10 protein-coding genes, 3 tRNA genes and 1 rRNA gene are annotated in these 12,421 nt (G+C 59.3%); 2 read left to right on the forward strand and 12 right to left on the reverse strand.

The window, feature by feature from the left end; translation table 11 throughout:
• Positions 1-127: 127 nt before the first annotated feature.
• From MQE22_RS10220 to MQE22_RS10270, 11 genes are all read right to left on the reverse strand, one after another.
• Positions 128-203, reverse strand: a tRNA-Ala gene (locus tag MQE22_RS10220).
• A gap of 3 nt (positions 204-206) precedes the next feature.
• Positions 207-283 (reverse strand) — tRNA-Ile (locus MQE22_RS10225).
• A 51-nt stretch (positions 284-334) separates the two neighbouring features.
• Positions 335-1,872 (reverse strand): 16S ribosomal RNA (locus MQE22_RS10230).
• Positions 1,873-2,030: 158 nt separating this feature from the next.
• Positions 2,031-2,107, reverse strand: a tRNA-Met gene (locus tag MQE22_RS10235).
• 130 nt (positions 2,108-2,237) lie between these two features.
• Positions 2,238-3,290 (reverse strand): L,D-transpeptidase family protein, encoded by a 1,053-nt coding sequence (locus MQE22_RS10240; RefSeq protein WP_215873339.1) that lies wholly within the window; start codon positions 3,288-3,290, stop codon positions 2,238-2,240.
• Complete coding sequence (locus MQE22_RS10245; protein ID WP_319643786.1) at positions 3,274-3,585, reverse strand: Rho-binding antiterminator; 312 nt, start codon at positions 3,583-3,585, stop codon at positions 3,274-3,276. The genes MQE22_RS10240 and MQE22_RS10245 overlap by 17 nt, the downstream gene beginning before the upstream one ends.
• Complete coding sequence (gene serS / locus MQE22_RS10250) at positions 3,509-4,783, reverse strand: serine--tRNA ligase (protein WP_215873341.1); 1,275 nt, start codon at positions 4,781-4,783, stop codon at positions 3,509-3,511. The genes MQE22_RS10245 and serS overlap by 77 nt, the downstream gene beginning before the upstream one ends.
• A gap of 3 nt (positions 4,784-4,786) precedes the next feature.
• Entirely contained in the window at positions 4,787-6,079 is a 1,293-nt protein-coding gene (locus tag MQE22_RS10255) for a replication-associated recombination protein A (RefSeq protein ID WP_215873342.1), read from the reverse strand.
• An 8-nt stretch (positions 6,080-6,087) separates the two neighbouring features.
• Entirely contained in the window at positions 6,088-7,185 is a 1,098-nt protein-coding gene (locus MQE22_RS10260) for an OmpP1/FadL family transporter (RefSeq protein WP_215873343.1), read from the reverse strand.
• Between the two features lie 13 nt (positions 7,186-7,198).
• On the reverse strand, positions 7,199-7,864 hold the full coding sequence (gene lolA / locus MQE22_RS10265; RefSeq protein ID WP_215873344.1) for an outer membrane lipoprotein periplasmic chaperone LolA: 666 nt from the start codon (positions 7,862-7,864) through the stop codon (positions 7,199-7,201).
• Positions 7,839-10,169 carry a DNA translocase FtsK gene (locus MQE22_RS10270; protein WP_215873345.1) on the reverse strand — a complete coding sequence of 777 codons (2,331 nt, stop codon included), beginning with the start codon at positions 10,167-10,169 and terminating at the stop codon, positions 7,839-7,841. The genes lolA and MQE22_RS10270 overlap by 26 nt, the downstream gene beginning before the upstream one ends.
• A 194-nt stretch (positions 10,170-10,363) precedes the next feature.
• On the opposite strand from MQE22_RS10270, the gene trxB reads away from it, so the two are divergent.
• A complete protein-coding gene (gene trxB, locus MQE22_RS10275) occupies positions 10,364-11,317 on the forward strand; it encodes a thioredoxin-disulfide reductase (protein ID WP_215873346.1) in 954 nt (317 codons plus the stop codon).
• Positions 11,318-11,320: 3 nt separating this feature from the next.
• Entirely contained in the window at positions 11,321-11,902 is a 582-nt protein-coding gene (locus MQE22_RS10280) for a Smr/MutS family protein (RefSeq protein ID WP_255789710.1), read from the forward strand.
• Between the two features lie 15 nt (positions 11,903-11,917).
• Here the strand turns inward: MQE22_RS10280 and MQE22_RS10285 are convergent, their stop codons facing one another.
• A complete protein-coding gene (locus tag MQE22_RS10285; RefSeq protein WP_215873347.1) occupies positions 11,918-12,367 on the reverse strand; it encodes a heavy metal-responsive transcriptional regulator in 450 nt (149 codons plus the stop codon).
• Positions 12,368-12,421 lie beyond the last annotated feature (54 nt).

Consider the following 12,421-nt stretch of genomic DNA (forward strand, 5'->3'; position numbering starts at 1 on the left):
GAACAATACTACCGCACCTTCCGGTACGTAGTGCACAAGAGACTCTCCATCCCTTCTCCACTACCTACCCAACCTCTCCTACCACTGGCCCCCACCCTTGGGCAGGCTGCCTTTCCACCAGAACATCTGGTGGAGCTGACCGGGATCGAACCGGTGACCCCCTGCTTGCAAAGCAGGTGCTCTCCCAGCTGAGCTACAGCCCCATTTGGTGGGCCCAAGTGGACTCGAACCACTGACCTCACGATTATCAGTCGTGTGCTCTAGCCAGCTGAGCTATAGGCCCAAGTCTTTCTACCGAGTGGCGTGTGTGGGGTCTAGATACCCTATTCTCTATAAAGGAGGTGATCCAGCCGCAGGTTCCCCTACGGCTACCTTGTTACGACTTCACCCCAGTCATGAACCATACCGTGGTAACCGCCCCCCCGAAGGTTAGGCTAGCTGCTTCTGGTACAATCCACTCCCATGGTGTGACGGGCGGTGTGTACAAGGCCCGGGAACGTATTCACCGCGGCATGCTGATCCGCGATTACTAGCGATTCCGACTTCATGCAGTCGAGTTGCAGACTGCAATCCGAACTACGGCGCGCTTTCTGGGGTCTGCTCCACCTCGCGGTCTCGCTTCCCTCTGTACGCGCCATTGTAGCACGTGTGTAGCCCTGGACATAAAGGCCATGAGGACTTGACGTCATCCCCACCTTCCTCCGGTTTGTCACCGGCAGTCTCCCTAGAGTGCCCGGCCGAACCGCTGGCAACTAGGGACAAGGGTTGCGCTCGTTGCGGGACTTAACCCAACATCTCACGACACGAGCTGACGACAGCCATGCAGCACCTGTCTCAGAGTTCCCGAAGGCACTCCCACATCTCTGCAGGATTCTCTGGATGTCAAGCCCAGGTAAGGTTCTGCGCGTTGCATCGAATTAAACCACATGCTCCACCGCTTGTGCGGGCCCCCGTCAATTCCTTTGAGTTTTAACCTTGCGGCCGTACTTCCCAGGCGGGATACTTATCACGTTAGCTACGACACTCAGCACCTAAGGCACCAAACATCTAGTATCCATCGTTTAGGGCGTGGACTACCAGGGTATCTAATCCTGTTTGCTCCCCACGCTTTCGCGCCTCAGCGTCAGTATTGGGCCAGGTGACCGCCTTCGCCACTGATGTTCCTCCAGATCTCTACGCATTTCACCGCTACACCTGGAATTCCATCACCCTCTCCCATACTCTAGTCAGCCCGTTTCCACCGCCATTCCCAGGTTGAGCCCGGGGATTTCACGGCAGACGTAACCCACCGCCTACGCGCCCTTTACGCCCAGTGATTCCGATTAACGCTCGCACCCTCCGTATTACCGCGGCTGCTGGCACGGAGTTAGCCGGTGCTTCTTCTTGGGTTCACGTCAACAGTAACCGATATTAGCGATTACCTTTTCGTCTCCCACGAAAGAACTTTACAACCCGAAGGCCTTCTTCATTCACGCGGCATTGCTTCGTCAGGGTTGCCCCCATTGCGAAAAATTCCCCACTGCTGCCTCCCGTAGGAGTCTGGGCCGTGTCTCAGTCCCAGTGTGGCTGATCGTCCTCTCAGACCAGCTATCGATCGTCGCCTTGGTAGGCCCTTACCCTGCCAACTAGCTAATCGAACGTAGGCCCCTCCAATAGCACGAGGTCCGAAGATCCCCCGCTTTCTCCCTCAGGACGTATCCGGTATTAGCCCAAGTTTCCCTGGGTTGTCCCAAACTATTGGACAGATTCCTACGCATTACTCACCCGTCCGCCACTCGCCACCAGGTGCAAGCACCCGTGCTGCCGTTCGACTTGCATGTGTTAGGCATGCCGCCAGCGTTCAATCTGAGCCAGGATCAAACTCTCTCGTTCAATCCACAACAATTCTCAAAACTTCACGTAGCATAAATACTCAATGTACATAGCAGCAAAACCACTACACACACCCAGCACCTACACCACGCTTAGGGCCTAAACCCCACACATCTCCACTCGGTTTTGAAAGAACAAAACAACATACTGCGAATATTTGGTAGCGGGGGTAGGATTTGAACCTACGACCTTCGGGTTATGAGCCCGACGAGCTGCCTGGCTGCTCCACCCCGCACCGGGTCTTACATTCTAGCCTGAATCCGATTTCAAAAGCAATACTAACTTTCTTCCTTCGTTTCCAGCCCCACCACCTCAGCGGCGAGGAAGCGAACTATACCGAGCTCACTCCCCTATTGCAAGCCCTTTTATTGCTGTTCCGGAACGGGCGTTGCTGACGGCGGTGGAGTGGCTTGATTCGCATTGTCTCCATAGGGTGCGAAGGCATAGGGCTGGGCGGGTAAAGCACTGATAACCTGCGTAAGACTGGGCGCTGAGACATCGATGCCGGTCGGCACGGTATTCGGTTTTTGCACCAGGTCGATCACGCGCTGCCAGTTCACAACAACGGCGGTGCTCATGCCTTTTTGATACTGAACGATGGCATTTACCGCGCGCTGCTGCGGCGAGAGGTCGCTCTTGTAGGCCTCAATGGGCGTAAATGCCTGCAGGTACAGGTGGCCATCGCCATTACTTCCCACCAGATAGGGTTCGTCGATGCTCCGCACGGGTGTCCCCACCTTGACCATTTTGAACAGCTGGACCTCATTTTCCGGATAGACATGGAAGCAGCCATGACTGACCCGCATGCCTACCCCCCAGGGTTTGTTGGTGCCATGGATGTAGATCTGCGACCAGCCGGTTTCCAATGCCAACTCTCCCATGGGATTGTCCGGTCCGGGGGCAAAGTAAGCGGGGATCGGCTCACCGGCCTTGGCGTGTTCTTCCTGGATGTTTTTTGGTACGGTCCAGCTCGGATCTTTGACCTTGGCGATGATGCGCGTAGTACCCAGCGGATCTGGCCATTTGGGACGGAAGATGCCGATGGGATAGGTGTAGACCACCTTTTTCCCAACCGGGAAGTAGTAGAGGCGGCGTGCCGGAATATCGATGACAATACCCTGCCAAGGAGGCGGTGGAAGAATGTACTGGGCAGGCACGAGGACGCGGGTACCTTTTCCCGGCAGCCAGGGGTCGACGCCGGGGTTGGCCTCGCGAATCTCGTTGTAGCCCACGTCGTAATGGCGGGCGATGTCGAGCAGGGTATCCTGCTGACGGGCAAGTACGACGTGCAATTGGCCGACCATATTGCTGCCTGCCGCAGGCAGGGGAAACTCTGCCGCCAACGCAACCCTGCCCGACAACAGGGATCCTGTCGCCAGGGCGAACAGTCCGAGCCATTTCCTAGGATTGAACTGCATACGCTCCCTCTATCTGTGTTAAATCAATCAAATAATCAGATCTGGAAGATGCCGATTGCACCGCGAGCAGCAACCATTCCCGCCCATAGGCAGTCCAGACATCGGTAATTGTCCCGCGCAAACTGCGGCCATTCCTAAGCTGCAACTGCAGCGGCCGACGGCGCATGGCGGCTAGTTCCAGCTCACTATGCAGCGCACAGGATATCGGCACATAGGGCTCAGCTGGCGCGGACATCAAGAAATTCTTCGCCGCGGAGATAGGGTCGCAGGGCGGGAGGAATCCGCACGCGGCCATCGGCCTGCTGATGGTTTTCCAGTAGCGCGATCAGGGTACGTCCCACCGCCAGCGCGGACCCATTGAGGGTGTGCGCCAGTTGCGGCTTGCCATCGCTATCGCGGTAGCGCAGTTGCAGACGCCGAGCCTGAAAGCTCTCGGTATTACTGCAGGAGCTGATTTCGCGATAGCAGTTCTGGCTCGGCAGCCAGACTTCCAGGTCGTACGTCTTGGCGGCCGAGAATCCCATATCGCCCGCGCAGAGCAGCATGACCCGGTAGGGCAGCTCCAGCAGTTCCAGAACCTTCGCGGCGTGGGCGGTAAGTTCTTCGAGTGCGGCTGCGGATTCTTCCGGGTGCACGATCTGCACCAGTTCGACCTTGTCGAATTGATGCTGTCGGATCATGCCACGGGTATCGCGTCCGGCAGAGCCCGCTTCCCGACGAAAACAGGGCGTGTAGGCACAGTATTTCTGCGGCAGCGTGGTAACGATCTCCTCCCGCAGCAGGTTGGTGAGCGGGACCTCGGCGGTGGGAATCAGGTAAAAATCGTCATCCCGCAGCGCAAAGAGATCCTCCGCGAATTTGGGGAGTTGTCCGGTACCGAGCAGCGACTGAGGATTGGCCAAAAAGGGCGGGGCGATCTCTTCATATCCATGTTCCTGCGTATGCAGGTCCAACATGAATTGCGTCAGCGCCCGCTCCAGGCGTGCACCCGCGCCTCGCAATACCACAAACCGTGCTCCGGCGAGCTTGACGCCCGCAGCAAAATCGAGGACGCCCAACTCGGTACCCAGATCTACGTGGTCCTTGACCGGAAAGTCAAAGCGCGGGATCTCGCCCCAACTGCGCACGCAGACGTTGCCGCTTTCGTCGGGCCCATCGGGAACGTCCGCTTGCGGCAAATTGGGTAGGGTACGCACCCACTCCTCCCACTGCGCGAGGACGGCGGTCAACTGCCCCTCCTTGTCGCTGACGGCAGCGGCGATTTCCGCGGCACGCGCCTGCTCCGCCTGGGTGTCGCGGCCCGCACGACGCGCGACGCCAATCTCCTTGGACAGGACATTGCGTTCATTGCGCAACGCCTCCAGATCGACCTGCAGGGTTTTCCGCTGCTGGTCCAGGGACCGTAGTGCCTGCACATCCAGGACATGCCCGCGCCGGGCGAGCGCCTCGGCCACCGCGGCCGTCTGGGTGCGTAACAGGTTCGGGTCGAGCATGGTTCAGTCTCCTGATCTTTTCCGATGAGCAGCGATCCAGGCAAGACGCTCGCCCATGGTCTTCTCAAAGCCCCGCTCCGTGGGGGTATACCAGCGGCCGTCCGCCATACCTTGGGGCAGATAAGACTGCCCCGGCGCGATGGCATCGGGAAAATCGTGATCGTATTGATATTCCCGTCCATAATCCAGCTCCCGCAGGAGCCGGGTCGGCGCATTGCGCAGATGCAGGGGAACCGGCCGGCTGCGTTCGCGGCGAACCTGCGCGCGCACTGCGTTCCAGGCCAGCTCTATGCGGTTGCTCTTGGGGGCGCTGGCGAGATAGACGGCAGCCTCGGCCAGAGCGAGCTCGCCCTCGGGACTGCCGAGAAACGCATAAGCGTCACGCGCAGCGATGGCGATACTGAGGGCACGCGGATCCGCCAGGCCGACATCCTCGCTGGCCATGCGCACCATGCGCCGGGCCAGATAGAGCGGATCGGCGCCCCCATCGAGCATCCGCGCCAGCCAGTACAGAGCGGCGTTGACATCCGAACCGCGCAGGGACTTGTGAAAGGCCGAGATTTGGTCGTAGAACTGCTCTCCGTGGCGATCGAAGCGCCGCCAACTCTCGCCAATGGCCTGCTGTACCTGCTCCATGGAGATTTCGCCGTTCTCACTCCCGTTGGCGGCCAGCTCGAGAATACCAAGCAAACGCCGGGCGTCACCATCGGCGGCGTCAATGAGCAGCGCGCGGACGGCGGCGCTGACAACCAGATTCTGTTCCCCCAAACCTTTCCCTGCATCCTGCAACGCCCGCTCGAGGATCTCTCCCAAGGCGGCAGTATCCAAAGGCTGGAGAACGTACACCTGCGCCCGCGACAACAAGGCAGAGACCAGGGCAAAACTGGGGTTTTCCGTGGTTGCGCCGATCAAGGTAAAAATGCCGTCCTCGACATAAGGCAATAGCGCATCCTGTTGTGCACGGTTGAAGCGATGGATTTCGTCGACGAAAAGCAAAGTGGCCTGCCCACACTCCCGAAACTGCCGTGCCTTTTCGGCGACTGCGCGCAACTCCTTGACGCCGCTGTCCACCGCCGAAAGCGTAACGAACTCTACCTGGGACTGCGCTGCAAGCAGGCGAGCGAGGGTGGTCTTGCCCGAACCCGGCGGGCCCCACAGGACCAGGGACGGTATTGGGCCGCCCTCATCGAGAACGGCCCGGAGGCTACCCCCTGCCCCGAGTAGCTGCGGCTGACCAACGAACTCGGCAAGACTGCTGGGCCGCATGCGCGCGGCCAGAGGGCGTCGATCAGGCATTCAAGACATCAGAAATTGCGCGCCAGGGCCAGCCCGAGGGTGAAGGCACTGGCCTTGTAGGATCCGCTGGGTACCGTGCCAGCATCCGGAAGAGGGAATGGCGCGCCGCCAGCGGACCCGGACAAGGCGTAGCTGGCGCCGATGTCGTAATGCCAGGGCCCAAGGCCAATCCCCAAGCCGAAGGATGCCGAGTTGGATGCCGTTGCCGGCACCGCAAGCTGCACCGCGTTGGCTCCCGCCGGGCTGTCGGTATGGGCAATACCACCACGGATTTCCAGGTCCTGATTCAGGTGGTAACTGAGACCCACATGGTAGCCCAGGGCGGACTTCCAGCCCAGGTTGCCATAGTACGGCAGTTTTGCGTTTGCCCAGTTGGTCCAGTCAACATCGAGCTCGGTGGCAAAGGAGGGTGTCCAGCGATAGCGAAAACCGGCCTGCAGCCTGCCCGGCAGCTCAATTTTGCCCGCACCGGCAGAGAGGCTGGCGGGAGAAATATAGCTCAACCCGAAATTATAGCCCTCAGTGCTGTAGAGCAGGCCGATGCGACCCCCGACGCCACTGCCGTCTGCCGAGAGGGTACCGAATTTACCGCCAATGCTTTGGTAGTAGTCGAGCCCAACCGCCACACTGAGGTCGGGCAGCAACAGGTAAGCGATGCTCGGATTGATATCAATGATGCGCAGTTGATTCTGGAGGTATGGACTTCCCTCGTACAGGGCATTGGGCGCCCAACTGTCGCGCAGGATATAGGGAGAAGTAATCCCAATACCCAGCGCCAGCGGCATGCTGTCGAAGCGATGGGTATAATAGAGATCGGCAAGGATACTGGTATTGGTCTCCGCGCCGATATCGGTGCTGCCATTGGCGTAGTTATAGGAGGGACGCTGGGCCACTAGCTCAATGGCTGCCCGATTTCCAGAGAAAAAAGCCATGCCTGCCGGATTATAGGAATAATCACTGACTGCTTGCCCGTCGGCCACCACCGCCCCGGCCTCCGACAGGGCCGCAACACCGGTCGGTACCGCGAAGCTGTTGGCGTAGGCTAAATCGCAAGCAGCAGAAATGACCAACGTGCTTAAGGCATAAACAACCAGGGTCTTACGCATGACTACTCCAAATTTAAGGATTTTTGAGAACGTCTACCCCGGCCGGCGGAGTAAAATGGAAGATCTTGTCGGAAATGGGGACATTCACGCGGACATGTTCGAAATGCAGGACGGTTTCCTGCTGGAAGGCATCTTCCATCAGCATTTCGCGCAACTGTCCAGCGTTGTCAAAGCCCATCTGGATGGAAGTAAAGCCTTGGTTTTGCCCTTTTTCCGGTTTGAGCAAAACCCATTGCAGGCCATTTTTTGCTGGCAGCGAGCTGATCTGAAAGTCTGTCGGCAGTACATCGCGTCCGGCGATCAGCGCCGCCGGGGTGCTGCCCAGAACCTTGCCCAACGGTTGTACCGTGACCTGCTGCAGAGCGGGCTCATAGAGCCAGACCTGCTGGCCATCGGAAACGATCATTTGCCCATTTTTGCCGGCGTAATTCCAGCGAAAACGCCCAGGCCTGGCAATCCAGAGTTGTCCGCTGGCACGTTGTTCGACGACGCCACCATGGTTGAGCACTTCCTGCTGAAAATCAGCGGTCACGGTCTTGCTGGACTGGAAGAATTTTTCCAGCAGCGCGCCAGGCTCGGCAGCGAACAACGGCAGGCTCACGCCGACCATCAATAAGCATCCGAAAACGGCGGAAACACAAAGTCGCACGAGATCAGTCGCGCGGCGGGGCAGCAGCATGCACTTCTCGACTACCATTGCTTTGTAGGGGACCAACAATGCCCACCCTCTCCATTTCCTCGATCATTCGAGCCGCTCGATTATACCCGACTTTGAGCTGCCGCTGCACATAGGAGATGCTCGCCTTGCGGCTGCTGGTGACAATCGCGACGGCCTGATCGTAGAGCGGATCACTCTCCGCATCGTTGTCGCCGCCCTCCCCCATTCCCGCATCATCGCCAGAGCCCGACAGAATCTCTTCGTCATATTCTGGAGCACCCAGCTGCCGCAGGCTCTCGACTACCCGATGCACCTCATCGTCACTGACGTAGGCCCCATGCACGCGCAGGGGATAACCACTGCCAGGGGGTAGATACAGCATGTCGCCTTGCCCCAGCAGCGTTTCCGCACCCATCTGGTCGAGAATCGTGCGTGAATCGATGCGCGACGACACCTGGAAGGCAATGCGTGTGGGAATATTGGCCTTGATCAGGCCGGTAATCACATCTACCGATGGACGCTGGGTCGCCATGATCAGATGCAGGCCAGCCGCTCGCGCTTTCTGTGCCAGGCGCGTGATCAGGGTTTCCACCTGTTTGCCGACCACCATCATCAAGTCGGCAAATTCATCGATGACGACGACGATGGCCGGCAGCGGACGCAATGCAATCGGCTCGTCATTGAAGTCTTTGTCAGGTCCCGGCAGGGACTCACCACGCGCCTCGGCCTCTTTCAACTTCTGGTTGTAGCCCGCCAAGTTGCGCACACCAGCGTGCGCCATCCACTTGTAGCGCCGTTCCATTTCCGCGACGCACCAGCGCAGGGCATTGGCGGCCTCCTGCATGTCGGTGACTACCGGCGCGAGCAGGTGCGGGATCCCTTCGTACACGGACAGCTCCAGCATCTTGGGATCGACCAGAATCATGCGCACTTCCTGCGCGGTGGCCTTGTACAAAATGCTCAGGATCATGGCATTGACGCCGACGGATTTCCCAGCGCCAGTGGTGCCAGCCACCAAGAGATGGGGCATCCGCGCCAAATCCGCGACAATCGGCTGACCGCCGATATCCTGCCCCAAGGCCAGGGTCAAGAGGCTTTTGCTCTGTGCGAAGGCGGCGCTACCGAGGATTTCGGAGAGACGGACCACACGCCGCTTCGGATTTGGGACTTCAATACCCATTGTCGCCTTACCCGGAATCGCTTCCACTACCCGTACCCGGGCGGTAAGAACGCGCGCCAGATCCTTACTCAGGCCGGCGACCTGACTCACCTTGACGCCAGCCGCAGGTTCAATCTCGTAGCGGGTAATGACCGGGCCAGGGTGCGCGTCCACAACCTGGGCACTGATACCAAAATCCGCGAATTTTTCCTCCAGAAAACGGGAGCGCGCCGCCAGTTCTTCGGACGAGGGAACTAAAGCGGGGTCATCGGCTTCGGGCGCATCCAGCAAGGAGAGTTCGGGCAGGCCATCGGCGCGTGGGGGGCCTACGGGAGCCGGTAAGGGTAGCTGCTCCTTGCTGGCGGTCACTGCCTTCGACGGGGATGGGGAGGCCTTCCTGCGCGCGGGGAACGGGCGCTCTGGCTCGAGAACTTGCGACGCGGCGGACGGCTGCGCGGCGACTTCGGGAGCCGCAGCACAGTTCTTATCAGCTTTTACCGGAACCTGTCGTCGCCAGCGCGGCAAGCGCAACGAGAAGCTCGGCGCGCGGGGCAAGGAAAAACGGGGGAGCGATAGAGCGCGCAGATGGCTCGCCCAATGTGCAGGGCTTGTCCGCGTTACGAGAGCAGCGCTCAGCACACTCAAGGCGAAGAAAATCAGCCCAGTACCCACGCTGCCAATGACAGGAGAAAGTAATCCCGCAAGGCCCGCACCAATGATCCCGCCAGGACTCTGCCCCTTCACCGGCCACCACATCAGTGGCCAGAGCAAGGCCAGCAGCACGCTAAAGGCCGGGAAAAACAGGATTCCGCCGAGGATGCGTAGGCGCGGCAGCGGATGTTGCCAATGTAAGCGCCGCAGCCAGAGCCAACAGAAGGCCAGGAGCGCGAAGGGAAGCAACCAGGCAGCAATCCCAAAAATCTGCACCAGGAACGCGGCCAACTCGGCACCCAGCTCGCCTCCCCAATTACGTGCAGGCTCTCCCCGACCACTGGTGAACCAGCTGGGGTCAAGCGGATGAAAACTGATCAAGGAAAGGAGAGCGAACAGACTCAAGAGCAGCAAGACAAAGAGCAGGAGCTCCCGACGCCAGGGATACCCGCTCGGCTTCGGCCTGTTCTCCCGCACCGAACCATTCACTGCTGCTGCGCTGCGTGCTTTCGACATGCCCGCAAGCTATCCGAGACTTCCCTTTTCTGTCAAGGGATTAAGACCGAATCTTTAGTAATATTCTGAAAGCGAAAGGGATGTCTGCCAGGGCTTGACAGGTCATAGGGTAAGCTTCCACTGCGTTTCTGACTCTGCCGTGACCAGGGAAGGAGTGCTACAATTGCGAATATTTCCTTTCGACAGGAGCGGTCATGGCAGACGACAGCAAGCACGCGCGCTTACTCATTCTCGGTTCCGGTCCCGCAGGCTACACGGCAGCGATCTATGCCGCTCGGGCCAATCTACGACCGGTGCTCATTCAGGGCATGGAACCTGGGGGCCAACTGATGACGACCACCGATGTGGATAACTGGCCGGGAGCGGCCGATGGCATTCTCGGTCCGGAGCTGATGGCGGAGCTCGAAAAGCAGGCGCGCCGCTTTGATACGGAGATCATCTTTGACCATATCAGCGAGGCCAATCTCGGGGAGCGGCCCTTTCGCTTGCAGGGCGATCAGGGAAGCTATACCTGCGATTCTCTGATCATCGCCACGGGTGCCTCAGCCAAATATCTGGGCCTGGAGAGTGAGGAAAAATATCGTGGCAAAGGAGTTTCTGCCTGCGCCACCTGTGATGGGTTTTTCTACCGGAATCAGGATGTCGCCGTCGTCGGTGGTGGCAACACCGCGGTCGAGGAAGCGCTGTACCTCAGCAACATTGCCAAGACGGTGACCGTCATCCATCGGCGTGACAAATTCCGGGCGGAAAAGATTCTGCAAGACAAGCTCTTTGCCAAAGAAAACGTGAAAGTGATCTGGAATTATCAAGTGAGCGAAGTTCTGGGTGACTCCTCGGGGGTTACTGGATTGCGCTTGGCATCTGCAACAGACGACAAGACGCAAGACATTGCAGCGACCGGCGTATTTATTGCCATCGGCCATCAGCCCAATACCCAGCTTTTCAAAGGACAGCTGGAAATGGACGAGACCGGGTACCTGATCGCCAAGGGCGGTCGGGAAGGGTTTGCGACTATGACCAGCATCGCTGGCGTGTTTGCTGCAGGCGATGTGCAGGATCATGTCTATCGTCAGGCAGTAACCAGCGCCGGGACGGGCTGTATGGCCGCCCTAGACGCGGAACGCTGGCTGGAGCAGGCCAGCGCCTGATGCGTGGCGCGGCGCTCAGCACGGAAAAGGGCAAGAGCTAATCCCGGATTCTTTCTTGCCGATGACGAACGAGAGGAGTTTCGCTCCGCTCTGCGGGATGTGCGGCTGTTCTCAGCCCCGGAGCCGCCGCCACGGGCGCCGGCTCCGGAACCAGAGGCACACCAAGCCACTGCTGATGAACTGGCCGTATTGGCAGACCTGGCGCGTGGCAACAAAGAGGAAAATGATTGGTGGACAGGCGATGAGTGGGTATATCTGCGCCCCGGATTGCCCGAGCGGCTACTGCGGGACCTGCGTCGTGGAAAAATTCGCGTGCAGGCCGATCTCGATCTGCATGGACTACGAGTAGACGAGGCCCGTGCGGCCGTCGCCGAGTTTCTCGCCGAGTCTCGCCGGCAGCGCTGGACCTGTGTCCGCATCGTGCACGGCAAGGGCTATGGTTCACCAGGACAGGTGCCCGTCCTCAAACGCTTAGTCGGACACTGGCTGCAACGCCACCGCGAAGTACTGGCCTTTTTGCAGGCCGGACCAGCCGAAGGCGGCTCCGGGGCCCTGCGGGTCTTACTGGGCGAGCTTCGCCGCTGACGCCTGATGGACTTTTCAGCGCGCCTGAGCGGCCGGGGCAGGCGGCAAGTCGGTGGCGCGCTCTGCCCCAGCAAGCGAGGCCAGGATCGGGCAAGCCTCAACAGAGCCATGGCCGGGGCAACGCTCACTGACCTCGTGCAGGGCCGAGCGCATCCGCTCCAGATCTGCAATTTTTTCCTCGATGTCGGCGATCTTGCCCTGGGTAATCTGCTTCACCGCCGCCATGTCGTTTTCCGGATGGCTGTTGATGTCGAGTAGCTCCTTGACCTCCGCCAAGGAAAAACCGAGATTCTGCGCCCGGCGAATAAAACGCAAGCGCGCTTCCGCCTCGTTGTCGTACAGTCGATAATTGGACTGCGTCCGTTGCACCGGGCGAATCAGCCCGATTCGTTCATAATACCGCAGAGTTTCCGCTGCCAATCCCGCCTCGCGCGCCAAACGCCCAATGGTCACGTGGTTTTTCATATCGTTCCTTCCTGGTTTTTGCCCTGCAAACGAGTAGTTTATCGTAAAGTATGT

This window comes from Acidithiobacillus sp. YTS05 (genome assembly GCF_024396695.1).
Taxonomy (GTDB): domain Bacteria; phylum Pseudomonadota; class Gammaproteobacteria; order Acidithiobacillales; family Acidithiobacillaceae; genus Igneacidithiobacillus; species Igneacidithiobacillus copahuensis.